Raw genomic sequence first — 18241 nt, forward strand, 5'->3', positions numbered from 1 at the left:
TGTTGACTTCCTCCCCTCCCTATCGTTCGGGGATTTCTTCTGCAAGACGGTCAAGCCCGACCGCAAGAATGTTCTTAGCAGCATTAATATCTCTATCATGCCATGTGCCACACGATGCACAAGTCCATTCCCTTATTCCAAGCGATTTTCTACCTTTCGGACTATTGTCGGTGATGTCACCACAACACGAACATCGCTGAGTCGTGTATTTCTCATTCACGATTTCAAAACGGCAACCTGCGTTCTCGCATTTGTAGGTCAGTTGCCTTTTGAGTTCAAACCAACCTGCATCGTAAACCGATTTGGCTAGTTTGCCTTTTTTACTGTTAAATTGATTGGTTTTAACGTCACCAACTACAATTAGGGCATTGTCTTTAACTAGTCGTGTGGTGAATTTGTGAATTAGGTCTTGCCGTGTATGTTTGATTTTGGCATGAATCGCTTTGACACGTTTTTTGTTTTTGGCACGTTGGGCGGTAGCTAACGCTTTGGCATATTTAAGCGTTTGCTTGATTTGTAGCTTGTCACCGTTTGAGGTGGTGGCACTTTCCTTTAAACCTAAATCAATACCTACACTACCTGTTCCGCATGATTGTTTGGGATAGTCTTTGACGGTGATACACGCATACCAACGGTTACGGCTGTCTTGCACGACCTCAAGGGTGTTGATTTGGTAAAGCGATAGGTTGTAGCTGTCCCATAGGTCGATGATTAGCTTTTGTCCTTTGGCTAGGCTTAGTTGTAGTGTTGATTTTAAGCCCTTTTTACCAGTTTGGTGCGTGGCAATATGCTTAATGGCAGATTGTTTAAATGGTAGCCAACCCAAGCTTTTACGCTTAGAGTTTGGGTTGTTGGTTCGCCATGATAACTTAGCTTTTTTGAATTGCTTACGGCTTTTGGCGTGGGTTTCGTTGATGGCTTGGATGGTCTGACTATGCAAGCCTAGTAACTCACCACTACCTTTGGTGTATTCGTTCAAGTCATAAGCTGAAAAGAATTTGCCAGTTTTTTGTAGGTGTCTGTAACTCAAATCATTGACGTAGTTCCACACGAAATTGACCGCACCGCTTAGGCGGTTTAATTGGTCTACTTGTTTATCTCGTATGCGTAACTTGAGTGTTTTCATGGGTTTATTTTAACACATTTAGCAAAATTTTGTGCGTAAGCATGGTTACGGAGTTGCCTTATATCCACCGCCTGAAGTCGGTGGTTTTACGGCAACAGAGGATAAATGAGCGATTTTATACAATCAATGTGCGCCGAGCAATCTTGATTAATTTAACCCATAAAAACAAAAAACCCTAGTAAATACTAGGGTTTCATAAACTTTAATGGCTAGCTTAACACTTAACCAAACATTCGTTGTATTAAATTTACTTGCTTTGAAACCAAGAATCCGCACGGCTACGTGCAGTGGCGATGTCTTGTGATGACAAGTTTAATGCCAATTGACCGATTTTACTTTGCGCGCGGGTGCGTACTTGGTCTGATAGCATGCCGTCACGAGCGGCTAGGTCATACCATTTATAGGCATCGACCAATTTCTTTTCTTTTTCATCCAGCATGGCTAGGGTATAGCTGGCACGGTTATCACCAAGTTTTGCTGCTTTTTCTAACCAATAACGTGCTTGCCCAGCATTAGGCTGCACGCCTTCACCACGAATATACATCATGGCAAGATTTAATTGTGCAGGTGCAATGTCTTGTTTGGCGGCGGTGGTGTACCACTGGATGGCTTGTTGGAAGTTTTGCTGAATGCCAAGACCTTTTTGGTAGCGTTTGGCTAGGAAGAATTGGGCTTGTTGGTTGCCAGTTTTAGCTTGGCTAAGTAATTCCATCGGTTCCATGCTGTCATAGCGTGAGCCGTTGAGTGGAATATTGGCAACCAGTTCGGCGCTTGCAACGCCCGATAAGCCTAAAAATGCAGTTAATACGGTGACTTTCAATAATTTCATAACCAACTCCGAGTATCAAGCTGCAGCCATCGCAAGCTTGCCTAGGTTTAGATAAAATAAACTTAATAAATAGGTAAACGAATTAACAGAAAATCTTAAATTTTACAATGATTTAGCCATTCGTTATGTTTTAATAGGATAACGCAATCTTTTGATTGTTTTAGGTTAACACTGTTTGCTTTGCGTTTCAAATATTTAAGTGAAAATGTAAACAGTTGTTACAATATTTCACAGGGGAAACAAACACTTGCGACGTTTGGTGTCGTGTAGGGCTTTACTTTTGTGACATATTGTTAGATTAGACGGTAATTTATCCGCTGACCAAATTTTCATAGGCATAGAATCAGCGATAAAACAGCTTAGTTTTTGGTAACACGATAGATTGCCACATCGGCAAGTAAGTTGGGGTTTTTGCGGATGATTTGCGCCAATGCCCAAGGGTAGGGCTTTTCACTTTCTTGTACCGCAAAACGATTGATGATGCGGATGTCATTGTCATCACACAGCTTTTCAAAGTCTTTAAAGGTACACAAGTGAATATTGGGCGTGTTGTACCAAGCAAACGGCAGGGCTTCAGACATTGGCATCATACCTTTGATACCCAAGTGAATACGGTTTTGCCAATGCGCAAAATTAGGGAAAGTGACAATCACTTCTTTGCCAACACGTACCATGTCGAGGAGTAGTTGGTCGGGCTCTTTGACCGCTTGTAGGGCGCGCGCCATCACCACCGTGTCAAAGCTTGCGTCGGCAAACCGCGCCAACCCATCATTTAAGTCTTGCTCAATGACGTTAACGCCTTTGGTGATACAGTCATTGATTTTAGTTTGGTCGATTTCGATACCATAGCCAAATACGCCCAATTTGTTTTGCAAATGCGCGAGTAAATCACCGTTGCCACAGCCTAAATCTAAGACTTTGGCATTGGGTTTGATCCAGCGTTCGGCAAGTTGATGGTCGATTTTCATTCAATTCTCGTTAAATCTAAGTTAAGCCGTTAAAAAATTAAATACCGATTGACGATAGGTCGGGATATCAAACAAAAACGAATCATGCCCATAGGCGGCATCGATATTGATATAGCTTACGGGCTTACCATTGGCAATTAGCGCATCCACAATTTCTTGCGAGCGCTCTGGGCTAAACCGCCAATCGGTGGTAAAGGATATAATTAAAAACTTACATTGGGTATTTGCCAATGCCAACCGTAGCGCATCGGTATCAGTCAAGCTATCATTAAGACTGTCATCCGCAATCGCGCCACGCGCCGGGTCAAAATAATCCAAGGCTTTAGTCATCAGCAAATAGGTATTGGCATCAAACCGTTCACTAAACTGCTCACCTTGATAGCGTAAATAACTTTCCACTTGAAATTCTACATCGTAATTGAACATCAGCTTGCCGGCTTTCAAATCGCGTCCAAATTTTACCCGCATCGCTTCATCGGTGAGATAAGTGATATGACCGACCATACGCGCCAAAATCAAGCCGCGTTTGGGGATTTTGCCTTGCTCGATATAGCGTCCTTCACAAAAATCAGGATCGGATAAAATCGATTGGCGTGCCACTTCGTTAAAGGCAATATTTTGCGCAGACAGCTTGGGCGTGCTGGCAATGACCACACATTTTTTCAGCCGACCCGGATAGTCAATTGACCACTGCATGGCTTGCATGCCGCCCATTGAGCCACCAACAATGGCATGCCAAATGTCAATGCCCAGATAGTCAGAGAGCATGACTTGTGTTTTTACCCAGTCTTTGATGGTGACTAAGGGAAAATCTGGACCATACGGCTTGCCGGTTTCTGGGTTGGTACTGGTTGGACCGGTCGAGCCGTAGCAGCTACCAATGTTGTTAAGACACACCACAAAAAAACGCGTGGTATCAATCGCTTTGCCAGGACCGATAAAAGTATCCCACCAGCCGGCTTTTTTATCATCGCTACTATGATAGCCAGCCGCATGATGACTGCCCGATAGCGCATGACAAATCAATATCGCATTGGATTTATCGGCGTTGAGCTCGCCATAAGTTTCCACCATTAAATCAAAAAATGGCAGCGTGCGATTGCATTCTAGTGTCAATGGGGTATCAAAATGAATTTTTTGCGGTGTGACGATACCCACAGATTTGCCACCAGATTTGGCAAAACTAATAGGATGATCGTCGTCAAAATTTTTGGGGACAGTCAATTCAGCTTCAGGTAAAATCTTGGCATGTGGTTTGTGTTGCTGTGTGCTCACCCGCTTTCTCACTAATTTTTGATTGATAACGCATTAAAAGTATAGCTATTGTAAGGGTTTATATGGGTTATCACAACTTGGAATTCAAATGCCAAATTTAGCATCATCACCCCACCATACATTCCTATCGCTCACGGGATTGGCGCTCACGGGATTTTTGGCATTGACGTATTTAGCGTTTCATCAGCCAACATCGGTTTTGGCTGCCAATGCTAGTACAGTTACAAGCGATACAATGGTCAGCCATCCAAACAGCCACCAAAGCCACCAGCCCAAACAGCATAACCACCAATCAGACGGTGAATCGGCTAGCAGCCCCTCACAAAACGCAATCTTTGAAAGACCTGTTAAAAGTCATGCTAAAAGCCCCGTATCCTCTGAACAAAATTCTCGCCTAGTGGATGCCCTACTGGTGATGGGTGGGATAGGTTGTCATTGATTCAAATATAGCTTAAAAAATGCAACAATTGAGCAATTTTAGGTGATTATCCAGTACGCGCACCTTAGTAAATATGCTAATCTTAACCCCACTTTTTTTATGATTTTTTGGATTAAAGACAAATTATGAAGCCAAGCAACCCACCTGAAATTGCCGTTGTCCTTGTGAATTTGGGAACACCCGATGCACCAACTGAAGCAGCGGTGCGCCGCTATCTCAAACAATTTTTGTCCGATCCGCGCGTGATTGAAATCCCGCAGTTTATCTGGCAAATCATCTTAAACTTGTTTGTGCTACGCAGTCGCCCCAAACGGGTTGCCCACGCCTATGCTAGCGTGTGGGACGGTGATTCCCCACTGCGTAAAATCACGCTTGCCCAAGTGGACTTGTTGCAGCAGCGTTTTGACCAACATCAACTGCCTTGCAAAGTAAGCGTCCATGCTGCCATGACCTATGGCAAACCTGCGTTAACAGATGTGCTATCGGCACTAAATGCCAAAAAAGTAGAGCAAATCGTAATGTTGCCAGCTTATCCGCAGTTTTCCGGTTCCACCACTGGCGCGGTGTTTGATGTCGTCGCCAAATGGGGGCTTAAGCAGCGTAATTTACCCAGCATCAGCTTTGTCAAAGATTATTTTGCCCATCCGCAATACATCCAAGCCTTGGCTGAGAGCGTCAAACGCTTCCAAGATGAACATGGCAAACCTGAAAAACTGCTATTGAGTTTTCACGGGATTCCAGAGCCATATGAGCAAAAAGGCGATCCGTATGCCAGACGCTGTCGCTGTACGGCAGCGCATTTGGCGCAAGTGTTGGGGCTTGAGCGTCATGAGTGGGAATGTAGTTTTCAATCACGCTTTGGTAAGCAAGAATGGGTCAAACCCTATACGGATGTCACCTTAACCGAGTGGGGCAAGCAAGGGATCAAGTCAGTGCAGGTGCTAAGTCCGGCATTTTCGGCAGATTGCTTAGAGACGTTAGAAGAGTTGGCAGTCGAAAATCGACAGACATTCCAGTCCAATGGCGGTGGGGATTATCATTATATCCCTGCACTTAATGTAGATGCTGCGCATATTGACTTGTTTGAATCATTGGCATTGCCACACGTGCAAGCGTGGCAACAAAATCTGCAAGGATGGTATTAAGACTTATTGTTAAAGCTTGAGATTAAAGCGGATTATTAAGCGCATTAATAGCAAGTCTTATTAACAGCAAGCTAATAAAAAAGGTTGGTAGCTTACCAACCTTTTTGGTGTTTCTTTTTGACCTTTAAATACAAAAAATTTCAGTACAGGAAATCAGTCTTTATAACTTTCATCTGCGGCATCAGGGTCAGCGATATCACCAATAGTCGGATAGTGCTCTTCGCTAAAGCTATCCTCAACCAGTAATTCATCAATCCGCTGCTCATCAATATTTTGGCGATGAATCGGGGTCAAACCACTTTCACCCGCTTCAATATGGCTTGATGACAAGGATTCATCATCCAATTGCACAGTAAAACTATCCGAATCAATATCGGTCAAATTGCTAGATGTTGGTTTGGCTTTCATTGTTGTTCCTTCATTTTCATTTATTGTTTATTATCAGTGTTATGTCGGTATCATAGCCAGTAATCAGCATGACATCTATGTTGCCAATGTGATATTTGTGTTATGTTATCGAAAACAGTTTTTCGCACAGACAGCGTTTTTAACAATTTTTATGGATAAAACAGGAAGTGACTATGTTTAAAAATCTTGCCTCAGATGCATTGGGTTTAAGTGACATCGGTAAAATCATCCCAGCCAGTCAGTTTAACCAAACCGATATTGATGACTATATTTTTCATGAAGATAACGAGCGCATTTATTTTGTGATTAAGTCAAAAATGGACGAATATTGCTTTACCAATGTCGCCTTTATCCACCTTGATGGGCAGTCGGCGACCAGTAAAAAACGCTTGCTAAAACGCTATCCGTACCGCAATTTTCAGCCCGCCAATATCATGATTGAGACCGCAGGCACGATGGATATGGATGCTGAGCTAAAATTTAGCTTGGGCGGTGTGGCGTTTTCGATTGATATCGACAAAAATCAAATCGAGCAAATCCGCGACATCTATAAGGCGCTGACTGCGATTAGCGAGCAGTGCAAACGCATTGCCCATGAAGAAACGGTGCTAGAAAAATCCTTTAATACCGTCACCAGTATGTTTAGCTTACGCGAATTGTCAGAAAACGTGGTGCTTAACTTGCCGGATGTCATCAACCAAACTGTCGCACAAGTAGAAAATGCCTATGGCGAGCGTTTAAAGACCATTCGTAATTATGACTTTGGCGAGATTTTTGAGCATTACTTGCGTCAATAATTGCTAAAATTTATGCAAACTGTACTCACCGCCTACGCTGAGCAAGGTATCAAACTTGCGATTGAAAGCAAACGGGTCAAACATATCAACTTTCGTATCAAATCGATTGATGAAGCACCGTTTACCAGCTTGCTCAGCGTGTCTTATCCGATGCGTATGCCACAACACCTGCTGATGCAATCGCTTGAACATCGCCTTGCATGGGCAATCGACTGCCAGCAAAAACAACGAAAATTTAAAGAACTTACACCCAAAAAACCTGCTTATATCAATGATGTTAAAGACTTGGCAAATTTGACCCTTGAAAGCAATATTTATTTTGAAGGGCAACAGGTTTTAGTCAGAGAGTTATTGTTAAAGCACCCCATAAAACCAAGCGAGCTGGCGCGATTGGATGTTGGCAAAACCTTACGCCATATTTATAAATTTTGGCTCACTCAATTTATCCAAAACCGCCAAGCGTTTTGGCAAGACAAAGTGGGTAAATCCGCCAGCAGAATCACGCCTTACACCATGAAAACCCGATGGGGCAGTTGTAGCACCCAAGCCAAAACCATTCGCTTGTCCGTTTGGCTCGCGCAATTCCCGCCAGACTGCGCGGATTATGTGTTGGTGCATGAGCTTTGTCATCTGATTGAGCCCAATCATTCGGCACGATTTTGGGCGCAGGTGGCACGAGTCATGCCAGATTACAAACATTGGCATGATAAGTTGAAATTTGGGGATTTATAAATGAAAAAAGCCATATCGCTTTGATATGGCTTTTTTGCAAGCATAAAAATATAATAGCAGAGTTTGGCGTGACGTTATGCTAAACGAGCCGTTAAGCTTGGACTTAACACTTAACGGAGTAAAGAACGATGAAACGCTGTTTAATCATCATCGTTCTTGTTGTCCTAATGCTGTTAAGCAGTAACGCTTATTAGACGGACGCAAGACAGCGTGGCAGTTGCTGGAACAACTAAAACGCTGGGGCTTTCGGGAAACCGTTAGCCCACTCCTTGTCTTTATTATAAAGTTGCAAATCCTCAAAATCAATCTGTTAAAATGTAATCAGATTGCATTTTTTCACGAAACCCATCTTTTTCACGATACCATTGATGACGGCGTTTAGAATTGTGTTTCCAACTTTTTGCATATTTGAACGCATAAGTTGGTTTGTCATCCCAAATATGCGGTAAATGCTTACCACGCTTGGGGCGTAGCTTGATGTTATAGTCCCAATATTCCGCTTTGTGCAAATAATGAAATGAGCGTTCTTGTTGCGTTCTAAAGTAGCTATAAATCTGATTGCGTAAATTTGGATAACGACAACTTTCCCACGGAAAATAGATTTTCTTACGCCCAGAACTGCGATATTGAACTTTGGTTTTTTTGTGAGTTTTTTCAAGTTTTTGCATAATAGATTTTTCCTAAGTTAAAAAACTTAGAAAAAATCCAATTTGTAATAATTCATCGTTGATTGCCTGTAGAAAATTCGGTCTAAAAACAAAATTTGGGTTAAAATTTTGTTTTATCCTAGCATCTATTTAAAATTTCGTAAAATTGAAAAAGAAAATATCATGAACAAAATTCATTATCAATTCGACTTTAAACGCTTCCGCGAACACCTTGTCGATGTCACGCTTACGTTTACTGCGGACAACGACAACCCAATCGTTTGGCTACCTGCTTGGATTGCGGGTAGTTATATGATTCGAGAATTTAGCAAACACATTACGGCAGTCACTGCCACCATCCATGACCCCAACGCCAAGAACAATCAACGCCTTAAAAAACTTGATAAAAACCACTGGCAAATCCACGCCAAACAAGGCGACCGCATTAGCGTCACTTATGAAGTCTATGCTTATGACTTATCCGTGCGTGGGGCATATGTCGATGAAACTCGCCTGTACGGCAACTTCACCTCCCTAGCATTAGCGGTACAAGGGCAAGAAAACCAAGCGATTAAAGCCGAACTCATTTGCCCGCAAGACTTTTATGAGGTAAACGGCGTGGAAGTCAGCCTAGCCACTGTTTTACCCGAAAAAATGCACCAACAAGCCGAACAAACCATCTATCAGCTAACTGCCGACAACTACGAGCAACTCACCGACAGCCCGTTTGAAATTGCTGAGCAAGATGAATTTTGGTTCGATGTAAAAAGTGGCGAAAACACCATTGCCCACCGATTTGTGATTTCTGGCGTACACCACAGCGACCTTGAACGCCTAGAAACTGACCTTAGCAAAATTTGTCAAAGCTATGTCGATTGGCTCGGTGATACGCCGTTTGATGATTATCTGTTTATGACCATAGCAACTTCAAGCGACTATGGCGGGCTTGAACACCTTGCCAGTACCAGTTTGATTACCCCACGAGATGACCTACCCACATTTTTTGAACAAGCTGAGCCAAGTGAGAGTTATCAACGCTTTTTGGGCTTGTGTAGCCATGAATACTTTCATGCGTGGTGGGTTAAAACCGTGCGTCCCGAAGTTTTTTTAACCGCCAATTTTAACCAAGAGACTTACACCACCTTGCTATGGGTATTTGAAGGCTTTACCAGTTATGTGGATGATTTTATGCTACAAAAAAGCGGGGTTATTTCACAACATAGCTATCTAAAGCTACTTGCTGAACAAATCAATCGCTACTATCAAACCCACGGACGCGCCTTGCAAAGCGTGGCAGAGTCAAGCTTTGATGCGTGGATAAAGCTATATCGTAGCGATGAGAACACCGCCAACGCGGGGATTAGCTACTACAACAAAGGCGCGCTGGTGGCGTTATGTTTAGACTTGACTTTGATAAACCATGGCAAGCGTATTTTTGATGTGATAAAAGTTTTTTATGACAAAGCCAAAGCCCAAGATAATCGCCGTTTTGGTATGACGGACGCCAATCTAGATGACGTCATGAACGAATGTTTACCCAAAGAGGTTTGGCAAGATTTTAGAGCCAATTATATCGACGGCACGACAGAATTACCGCTATTTGAACGGTTGTCAGAGCAGGGTGTGAGTATCGAACAAAAAGATGATGATATTACTTGGGGCATGAAATATATGAGCGACCCTACGGGGTTAAAAGTGCAACGTGTTGTGCGAAATAGCCAAGCCGCCGCTGCAGGGATTTCTGCTAATGACGTCATCGTGGCAATTGATGGGTTAAAGGCGAGCGAAAAATGGCTCAAAGCCACTGCCAAAACCCAAACAATTAGTGAAGACCCTGCCGTGTGTCATGTATTTCGCCGTGATGAGCTGCTCGTGCTTGAAGTGCCACCCGTGAGTGACGTGCATGTTAAACAACCGCAAAAATGGACGCTGTTAGCGGGTGAAAATATAAGCCTCACAAAATGGCTGCAGTGGAAATAACTTGCAAAAATAAAGCAAATCTAGTAAAATTCGGCTTCCAATTTTATCAATCCATCCTGTGTTGGCTTTAATCGGTTGGGTGTTTGGGTGAATTTTTAGCAAAATAAACATTCACGCCACGCATACTAACTGCAGACCAAAGGGCAGGATAATGACTAGAGACCTAACCATGCGCCCAGATATCCATCCAGCTTATCAAGAAGTTTTATTCCACGACACCAACGCTGACGTTTACTTTTTAACTCGCTCAACTATCAAATCAAAAGTAACTCGCGAATACGAAGGTAAAGAATACCCATACGTTGCACTCGATATTTCAAGTGCCTCACACCCATTCTATACCGGCGAACAACGTAAAACCCAAAACGAAGGTCGTGTGGCAAGCTTCAACAAACGTTTCGGCGCATTTGCAGGTCGTAACAAAAAATAAGTTTAATCGCTTATTATCAAAAACCCTTTGCAATCGCGAAGGGTTTTTTATTGGCTGGAATGGGACATACTAGACAATCCCTAACGATACGCCATAAAAAAGCCCACCGAAGTGAGCTTTTTTTGGATTTATTTGTTTAGGTTTAATAGGAGTGAATTTTTACGTTTTTGGGTAGTAACAATTCTTTTTTGAGTGGCAACTGCGGTGATAACTCAAACAAGGCGCGGCGATATACATTACGTTTAAATGCCACCACTTGGTTAAGTGGATACCAGTAACTGACCCATTCCCAGCGGTCAAATTCAGGTTTTGCCGTATCAAAACGGATATGTTCTACATTGTTCTCATCTAGCTGGAGCAAAAACCATTTTTGTTTTTGCCCAATACACAAAGGATATTGTCCTTGTCGTACAAAACGTTTTGGCAACCGATAACGCAGCCAATTTTGGGTTTGTGACAACACTTTGACATGCTGAGGGTACAATCCGACTTCTTCCCACAATTCCCGATACATTGCATCAAGCGGCGTTTCACCAAAATCAATGCCGCCTTGTGGAAATTGCCAAGCATCGTGACCCACGCGTTTTGCCCACAGTACTTGTCCGTGTGTATTTGCCAAGATGATACCTACGTTGGCTCGAAAGCCGTCTGCATCAATCATGACGATTACCTTCAATTTAATGGTTAAAATTGGCAGGCAATCACATTATCAAGTTTTTTGGGTCGCAAGGTTTACACACATCCTTGCAGACCATTATTAAAGTTTTGGTCAATCAAATCATCGGGCATAAACCCATCTCATACCAACAGACGCTTATTTTATTATTATTGCTAAAAAACATGGACAATGTAATCACTGCCTTTATTACCCACTATTAAACCAGTTTTTATGTCAAAAGTGTAATGTTTATTTGCTATAAATTGTTTCACGGACATAAAAAGCGCATAATATCGCTTGATTTTATACAAAACATTTTTTAAAAATTATAAGCATCTGGGGATAGTATGAAAGCAACAGTAAATTGGTTAAAAAACGAAGACATTAATTTTGAAGCCGTGACCGAAAACGGCAATAAAATTATCATGGATTCAGCCGAAAAATTGGGTGCCAAACCCATGGAAATGGTTTTGATGGGGCTTGGCGGCTGTGCCAGTTATGATGTGGTCAGTATCCTGCAAAAAGCCCGTCAGGCGGTGAGCGATGTTGAGTGTCAGTTATCGGCTAAGCGTGCCGACACGATTCCTGCAGTATTTACTGATATTCATTTGCATTTTGTGGTCAAAGGTAGCGCCATCAAAGAAGCGCAGGTTAAAAAAGCCATCGAGTTATCGGCAGAAAAATACTGCTCAGCAAGTCGTATGCTAGAAAATGGCGGTGTCAAAATCACCCATGACTATGAAATCATTGATGAAACCTCTGATGAAATCACTAATGAAACGGTTAAAGGGTAGGGAATAACGGCATGTTTCCCTATCTAAGTGCTGTCCCTGCCACCAATAGCAGCGTGGTGCTGGCAATGATGGTTGCCAGTTTATTGCCCTTGGTGTTTGCGATATTGGCAAAGGTCTTTGGCGGATTTAAAAGCAAAGACAATGCCAATCCGCGCGAGTTTTTGGGTAAACAAACGGGCGCGGCAGCGCGTGCCAATGCCGCGCAGCAAAATAGCTATGAAACCTTGCCGATATTCTTGGCAGCGGTAATTGTGGCATTGCTATTTTTTGTACCGCTTTCAGTGGTGACCCAGTTGGCGTGGTTGTATGTGGTATTGCGGATTATTTATGGGTTGGCGTACATAGCCAATTGGGCAACTTTTCGCTCAATTATTTGGTCGCTTAGCCTCGCTTGTCCGCTGATGTTGTTTTATTTAGCGATACGATTGAGCTAATTTGCTATGAGCCATCGACAGCTTGGGATTGTGCTTGCAACATCGCAACAATGGTCTCAAGCTGTTTTTGTTTTTTGACCGTTTGCCAAAGCTCGCTGGCTTCTTCATAGCCTTGGGTCAACATGCCAAGCCACTGTTTGTAACGTCCTACCAGCATATTGTCGCTACGGGCATGTCCTTGCAAAAACGCAATTTGTAGCTTAAGTAGCGTGTGCCAAGCCATATTTTCTGCCCTGTCACCTTTATCCATCGCTTTGATTTGATTCACTAAGTCAGGACGAGTGACCGCACCACGTCCGAGCATGATATGTGGGGTGTTGGCTTGTTTGCGGCAACGCATGGCTTGTTCAGTCTGCCAAATTTCGCCATTGGCAATAATCGGTAAGCTTAACCGCTGGGTCAGGGGCGCGATTAACTCCCAATAGGCAGGGGGTTTATAGCCTTGGGTTTTGGTACGGGCGTGGATGGTCAGCCAACTGGCATTGGCTGATTGCACCGCATCGCCGATTTCTTGGGTTAGTGAGGTATCTTCATAGCCGAGTCGGATTTTTGCTGATACAGGCGTATCTGATGGTACGGCTTGGCGTACTGCATGGATGATTTGATACAAGGTTTCAGGTTCGGTGAGCAACACCGAGCCACCGCGGTGACTATTGACAGTTTTAGCAGGGCAACCAAAGTTAATATCAATGGCTAACGCACCAAGCTCGACCGCTTTGACGGCATTACCTGCCATCAAGTCGGGCTCACTGCCCAATAACTGTACATGTACTGGCGTGCCGTGAATGGTTTTGCCTTTTAAACCATCCTCATGCAAAAGTTCGGGTACAAATTTATAAAACACATGCGCGGGCAGGACGTGCTGGGTGACGCGAATGAACTCACTCACCGTCCAGTCGTAATGCCCGATACTGGTTAAAATATCCCGCATCAATGGGTCGGTCAGTCCTTCCATCGGCGCAAGGACAATTTGCGGCTGGGTAAAATCGGTGCTAAACTGCGATAAGTGACTAGCCATAAATCACCTTTTTATCTTTGAGTCCGTGAATCAAATCTTGAATATTAAAAATATCCAAATTCACTTTGGCGCGGGTACAGGCGACATACAGCAGTCGCAATTCTTCGGGGGAGATTTTTACCGCCTGAGAAGTCACATCATAATAAAAATCATTGTCAATTTGCACCCGTGACCATTCCAACCCTTTGGCTTTATGTGCGGTAGAAATGATGTAGTCGGCTTTATCCAGTGTGGTCAAGCTATTGATTGCCTGGTTTAGCGTTTCGGTGCCATGTTCATCCACCAGTTTGACCAGAGTTTTTAAATCGCTGCCTTCGTTCGTCTCGCTATAATCCTGCACGTCGCGCCAATTATTAAAATAGGCAAGCTCAGGCACACCATACGCCGCTTGTCCTTTTTTTAGCCGTTCGGCAGATTGGCTAAATTTGAGCAAACGCTCTGTATCGGCTTGTAGCGCAACTTTATGTCCCATTTTAAGCCCAGATAACAGATTGACCATCGCACTGGCATTGGTACGGCAGAGAATGGCATCTTTTTGACCATGCACCATACTTTTGCCTAAGGTGGACGCCATCGCAGGATTACCGCGCAGGGGCACCTCTTCTTGTAGCGCTTTTAAAAACCCATTCGCCACATCGGCAATTTGGTCGCCAAATCGAAACGATTGGGTAAGCAAGGTTTGGGGTAGCGGCAGGCGCTTCATGGCATTGACAGCGCCGCGCCATTCATAAATTTGCTGATGCGCGTCACCCACATAGATAACTTGGTTGGGCTGATTGGACAAAATCCCCATCATCAAGGGGTCGGCATCTTGCGCTTCATCAAATAAGATAAAATCCGCAGGAATCACCGGTTTAGATAGCGCCCAGAGTTTGAGATAAATATCATGCCCAATCCCCGCAGGGTGGCGCGGGTCAATTGACTGTTGCCAGCGGCGCTCTACATACGGGTATAAGGTATCGCGCAGCTGCTCAGCTTCACTGGCAACCAACCAGTCAGGAAACTGCAAATGGCGCGGCGCGGGGTAACTGGCATGGGTACTACAAAACGTGCTCACCGCATCGGACACAAAGCGCGCTTGTCGCTCTGGCGTTAAGGTTACAAACTGGCTTTTGCCTTCAATTTGGCGTTTGACTTGCACAGGGGTCAACCCCAAATCTGAGGCGAGGCGACTGGGAGAAAAACGCGGTAGTTGTAGCTTTGCGGTGATATCGCGGGCAGTATGACGAAATGCCAATGAGTGAAAAGTGCGACAGTCGACATGGTGGGGAAATTTACGCTGGGCTTCTGAAGCAATCGCTTTGTTAAATGCCAAATAAATCCCGCGACCACGTAGCTGATTGCCAATCAGGTTAAGCGTGGTGGTCTTACCTGCGCCGGCATACGCTACCACCTTAAACGACTGGCGCGTGAGTGCCATATCGACAGCCTGCTGCTGCTCACCCGTTGGGCGTTGGGTCGGGCTGTTGACAAGGGGTTGGGTGGGGATAACGCTGGGGTTTGACATAAGGCCATTGCTAACAGAAAAGTGAGCTATTTTAGCAAAATTTGGCAAGTTTTGCTCAGTTTCCTTTATTTACTCAACCTGTATTTACTAAACCTTTATTTACTAGCCTTTATTTACTAAGTGGGGATGAATGAGAGGTTGACTAGGCTTTAGCGTTATCCAGCCACATTAGCTGTTGTTCTGTAATAACGCTTTCTCTTTAACCAATACCCGCGCCATCACTAGACCGAGTTCAAACAATAACCACATCGGGATAGCCAGCATCACCATCGACAAGCCATCTGGCGGTGTCACCAATGCCGCAATACCAAAACAACCCACGATGATGTAACGGCGTTTTTGCGCCAAGCTATCCACCGTCACTACCCCAGCCAACACCAGTAGCAGTGTCAACACAGGAATCTCAAAGGTTGCCCCAAACACCAAAAACAGCTTGAGCACAAAATTTAGATAGCTTTCGATATCGGTCATCGGTAGCACATTGTCGGGGGAGAATTTGATAAAAAAAGCCAGCACGCTTTTGAGCACGACATAATAGGCAAACGCAATCCCCAGATAAAACAAAATCACCGATGACAATAGCACGGGTAGGGCGATACGTTTTTCATGCTTATATAGCCCTGGGGCGATAAACGACCAAATTTGGTACAAAATATACGGCATAGCCAAGATAACAGCCAAATACAGCGTCAATTTAATCGGTGCCAAAAATGACGAGGTGATATCGGTTGCAATCATAGAAGAATTGACGGGCAGCAACGCCGTTAACGGGGCGGAAAAAATATCGTAGATTTCTCGCGAAAAGCCCGCCAATGCCAAAAAAATCACCAAAACCGCCGCAAAACCATGAATCAAATGACGGCGCAGCTCAATCAAATGCTCAGTGATGGGCATATCTACCAAAGTGTTGTCTTGCGATGGTTCATCATTTTTAGCTTGTTCAATGGCTAATTGTTCAGGCGTTTTTTTGGTTTTGATAAGCTTAATCACTGGGCAACTCCACCCAAACTTGGCAATTGGTGCAGTAAAGGATCGGCCTCATAATTGGGTAAAAACGGCGGATTGGGAAGACGTCTGATACGGTCATAATCACTGAGCAAAAACCAACGATAATACATTGGTTCAGTGGCAGCAAATAGCGCTTCATGTAAGTCTTTAGCCACTTCATCGGCTTCGACATCAGCCTCTAGACTCAGCAAATAATCGTCTGCTTTGGTTTCTGTCAGATAAGACCCGTCAGATGGCTTGTCTAGTAACAGCGCGCTGGTATCTGTTGTTGGCTCAGCTAAATGACTGGGTGGTTCATGACTGGGTGTTTCACGACTGGTTTGTTCAGTGGGTAGGCTAACTGCGTTAGTATCATGACCAAGACTAGGGGTTGTATTAGCCGACTGGGTGTTGTGAGCTTGCATCGAAGGTACTTTGCCATGTTGCTGTAATTCGCTCACACTGCTGCGAAGGGCTTCCATCTCGCGCTTCATATCAACTTCAGCTTGGCGGATTTTTTCCAGCTCAAGCTGCATTTGCTTGCGCGTTTCGGCAAGGTCAAGCTCAGCTTCAATTTCTGATTGCAGTGTTGCAACCGTACGGCGGAATTTGGCATACCACTGACCTGCAGTACGCGCCGCTTGGGGGAGTTTTTCAGGGCCCAGCACAATCAGTGCAATCGCCCCAAATAACAGTAGTTCGGAGAAACCTATATCAAACATAACAACCGTGGCAGTTAGGGATTAAAAACCAAAGAAAAAGTAACGACTAGGGTTTAAACGTTATGTTTATCTTGTTGGGTCTGCGTGGTATTGAGCTCAGCTTTTTCGTGTTCAAGGACACGGTTTTTGTTCAGATGCTGTTCGTTTTCATCTTTGACCGCATCTTTAAAGCCTTTAACGGCACTACCCAAATCTTTACCGGCATTTTTTAGTTTTGAAGTGCCAAAAATGACCACAACAACAACCAGTAAAATTAACCAATGTGTGATTGAGAAACTACCCATGAGAATATCCTTTGATTAACCTTGACAATAGGGGTGAGGACAATATGAATTTGCAGTGTAACACATAACCATTGCGTTGACATAACTGTGCAAAAAACGGTGTAAAACACGGCGAATTTTTTGCACTTTTAGCCAGCAACACTCAGGAATTATCGACTGTTTAGTGGCGTTTACTTAAGGGCGCTCACTTAAGGGCTATTACTTAAGGGATTTGACGTGCGGCTTTTTCGTCGATACCCGATAAGCCAAAACGTCTTGCCAATTCATTGGTGACAGCCCAAGACGGTATATTAAACCATGCCAATGTGACCATTGTGTGAAACCAAACATCAGCAATTTCATACACCAAATCTTTCACTGAGGTATCATCGGCGACGGCTTCATAGGGGGTATCATTGGCAATGTTGATATCTTTGGCAGCGATAATGGCTTCGGTGGCTTCTTCACCGACTTTTTCTAAGATTTTGTTGATACCTTTATGGTATAGGCTTGCCACGTATGAGCTATCAGGATTGGCATCTTTACGCCCAATCAATACTTCATCTAACGCGGTTAAAATATCCGCTGACGTCGTAGCGGTTGGTGTCGCATGGCTTGTTTGGGTTGGATTGCTTGTTTGTGTCGAATTGCCTGCAAGCTGCGAGTGTTCATGAGTTGGTTTAGCGTTGTCACCATAAATCGCATCAGGGTCTTTGATGACCGCATCCGTGATTTGCCATTGTAGCTGTCCGTGGTCATCGGCAAGCAGACGATAAAAACAGGACTGCCGACCCGTGTGGCAAGCAATCCCCCCCACTTGGGTGACTGACAACACAATCACATCAGCATCGCAGTCTAGACGGATTTCATGGACTTGCTGAAAATGCCCAGAGCTTTCGCCTTTGTGCCATAATTTACCGCGAGAGCGTGACCAATACACTGCTTGCATTTTTTCGGCAGTCAGGCGTAATGACTCGCGATTCATCCATGCCATCATCAAAATGCGCCCTGTATGAAAATCTTGAGCGATTGCAGGCATGAGCCCATTGTCATCAAATTTTAGTGTATCTAGCCAATCCATA

At 44.1% G+C, this 18241-nt stretch carries 21 protein-coding genes; 8 read left to right on the forward strand and 13 right to left on the reverse strand.

Translation table 11 applies throughout. The features are described 5' to 3' along the window. Positions 1–19: 19 nt before the first annotated feature. The 4 genes from RT084_RS07390 to metX form a co-directional block, all read right to left on the reverse strand. The gene (locus RT084_RS07390) at positions 20–1126 is read right to left on the reverse strand and encodes an RNA-guided endonuclease InsQ/TnpB family protein (protein WP_313098812.1); all 1107 of its coding nucleotides are present in this window, start codon (positions 1124–1126) and stop codon (positions 20–22) included. A gap of 247 nt (positions 1127–1373) precedes the next feature. After that, positions 1374–1955 carry a tetratricopeptide repeat protein gene (locus tag RT084_RS07395; protein WP_135888607.1) on the reverse strand — a complete coding sequence of 194 codons (582 nt, stop codon included), beginning with the start codon at positions 1953–1955 and terminating at the stop codon, positions 1374–1376. A 359-nt stretch (positions 1956–2314) separates the two neighbouring features. Next, complete coding sequence (metW, locus tag RT084_RS07400) at positions 2315–2923, reverse strand: methionine biosynthesis protein MetW (protein ID WP_062332622.1); 609 nt, start codon at positions 2921–2923, stop codon at positions 2315–2317. A 21-nt stretch (positions 2924–2944) separates the two neighbouring features. Further along, entirely contained in the window at positions 2945–4111 is a 1167-nt protein-coding gene (gene metX / locus RT084_RS07405; protein WP_312116642.1) for a homoserine O-succinyltransferase MetX, read from the reverse strand. Between the two features lie 175 nt (positions 4112–4286). Here metX and RT084_RS07410 point away from each other — a divergent pair, with 175 nt between their 5' ends. Together RT084_RS07410 and hemH are read left to right on the forward strand one after the other, a co-directional pair. Next, complete coding sequence (locus RT084_RS07410) at positions 4287–4637, forward strand: hypothetical protein (protein WP_157819345.1); 351 nt, start codon at positions 4287–4289, stop codon at positions 4635–4637. A 125-nt stretch (positions 4638–4762) separates the two neighbouring features. After that, positions 4763–5782 (forward strand): ferrochelatase, encoded by a 1020-nt coding sequence (gene hemH, locus RT084_RS07415; RefSeq protein WP_099833405.1) that lies wholly within the window; start codon positions 4763–4765, stop codon positions 5780–5782. A 153-nt stretch (positions 5783–5935) separates the two neighbouring features. Here the strand turns inward: hemH and RT084_RS07420 are convergent, their stop codons facing one another. Next, positions 5936–6190, reverse strand: a complete 255-nt coding sequence (locus RT084_RS07420; protein ID WP_007117228.1) for a hypothetical protein — start codon at positions 6188–6190, stop codon at positions 5936–5938. A 173-nt stretch (positions 6191–6363) separates the two neighbouring features. On the opposite strand from RT084_RS07420, the gene RT084_RS07425 reads away from it, so the two are divergent. Continuing rightward, positions 6364–6987 carry a PH domain-containing protein gene (locus tag RT084_RS07425; protein ID WP_312383693.1) on the forward strand — a complete coding sequence of 208 codons (624 nt, stop codon included), beginning with the start codon at positions 6364–6366 and terminating at the stop codon, positions 6985–6987. Positions 6988–6999: 12 nt separating this feature from the next. Beyond that, entirely contained in the window at positions 7000–7719 is a 720-nt protein-coding gene (locus RT084_RS07430; protein WP_312383695.1) for a M48 family metallopeptidase, read from the forward strand. 302 nt (positions 7720–8021) lie between these two features. Here RT084_RS07430 and RT084_RS07435 read toward each other — a convergent pair whose 3' ends face one another. Continuing rightward, entirely contained in the window at positions 8022–8387 is a 366-nt protein-coding gene (locus RT084_RS07435; protein ID WP_007117225.1) for a hypothetical protein, read from the reverse strand. A 162-nt stretch (positions 8388–8549) separates the two neighbouring features. Between RT084_RS07435 and RT084_RS07440 the strand changes: the two genes are divergently transcribed. Both RT084_RS07440 and RT084_RS07445 read left to right on the forward strand, forming a co-directional pair. After that, positions 8550–10346, forward strand: coding sequence for a M61 family metallopeptidase (locus RT084_RS07440; RefSeq protein WP_312383696.1), 1797 nt, complete (start codon positions 8550–8552; stop codon positions 10344–10346). Positions 10347–10515: 169 nt separating this feature from the next. Then, a complete protein-coding gene (locus RT084_RS07445; RefSeq protein WP_065254160.1) occupies positions 10516–10776 on the forward strand; it encodes a type B 50S ribosomal protein L31 in 261 nt (86 codons plus the stop codon). A gap of 142 nt (positions 10777–10918) precedes the next feature. Here the strand turns inward: RT084_RS07445 and RT084_RS07450 are convergent, their stop codons facing one another. After that, a complete protein-coding gene (locus RT084_RS07450) occupies positions 10919–11437 on the reverse strand; it encodes an RNA pyrophosphohydrolase (RefSeq protein WP_036596083.1) in 519 nt (172 codons plus the stop codon). A 344-nt stretch (positions 11438–11781) separates the two neighbouring features. Between RT084_RS07450 and RT084_RS07455 the strand changes: the two genes are divergently transcribed. Both RT084_RS07455 and RT084_RS07460 read left to right on the forward strand, forming a co-directional pair. Further along, positions 11782–12228, forward strand: coding sequence for an OsmC family protein (locus tag RT084_RS07455; RefSeq protein ID WP_312383698.1), 447 nt, complete (start codon positions 11782–11784; stop codon positions 12226–12228). A gap of 11 nt (positions 12229–12239) precedes the next feature. Next, a complete protein-coding gene (locus tag RT084_RS07460; protein ID WP_312383700.1) occupies positions 12240–12662 on the forward strand; it encodes an MAPEG family protein in 423 nt (140 codons plus the stop codon). A 4-nt stretch (positions 12663–12666) separates the two neighbouring features. On the opposite strand, the gene RT084_RS07465 is transcribed toward RT084_RS07460, so the two are convergent. The 6 genes from RT084_RS07465 to hisIE all read right to left on the reverse strand — a co-directional run bounded on the left by RT084_RS07465 (position 12667) and on the right by hisIE (position 18240). Then, on the reverse strand, positions 12667–13680 hold the full coding sequence (locus RT084_RS07465) for a tRNA dihydrouridine synthase (RefSeq protein ID WP_312383702.1): 1014 nt from the start codon (positions 13678–13680) through the stop codon (positions 12667–12669). Continuing rightward, complete coding sequence (locus RT084_RS07470; protein WP_239741425.1) at positions 13673–15187, reverse strand: UvrD-helicase domain-containing protein; 1515 nt, start codon at positions 15185–15187, stop codon at positions 13673–13675. The genes RT084_RS07465 and RT084_RS07470 overlap by 8 nt, the downstream gene beginning before the upstream one ends. A 168-nt stretch (positions 15188–15355) precedes the next feature. Continuing rightward, positions 15356–16081, reverse strand: a complete 726-nt coding sequence (tatC, locus tag RT084_RS07475) for a twin-arginine translocase subunit TatC (protein ID WP_228274288.1) — start codon at positions 16079–16081, stop codon at positions 15356–15358. A gap of 92 nt (positions 16082–16173) precedes the next feature. Beyond that, positions 16174–16896, reverse strand: a complete 723-nt coding sequence (tatB, locus tag RT084_RS07480) for a Sec-independent protein translocase protein TatB (protein ID WP_248107679.1) — start codon at positions 16894–16896, stop codon at positions 16174–16176. Positions 16897–16949: 53 nt separating this feature from the next. After that, positions 16950–17180: a Sec-independent protein translocase subunit TatA gene (tatA, locus tag RT084_RS07485; RefSeq protein WP_203171383.1), complete on the reverse strand. Its 231-nt coding sequence runs from the start codon at positions 17178–17180 to the stop codon at positions 16950–16952. Positions 17181–17382: 202 nt separating this feature from the next. Next, positions 17383–18240: a bifunctional phosphoribosyl-AMP cyclohydrolase/phosphoribosyl-ATP diphosphatase HisIE gene (gene hisIE / locus RT084_RS07490; protein WP_313098837.1), complete on the reverse strand. Its 858-nt coding sequence runs from the start codon at positions 18238–18240 to the stop codon at positions 17383–17385. Between the last annotated feature and the right edge of the window lies 1 nt (position 18241).

Source organism: Moraxella sp. CTOTU48717, from assembly GCF_032057165.1.
GTDB classification, from domain to species: domain Bacteria; phylum Pseudomonadota; class Gammaproteobacteria; order Pseudomonadales; family Moraxellaceae; genus Faucicola; species Faucicola tetraodonis.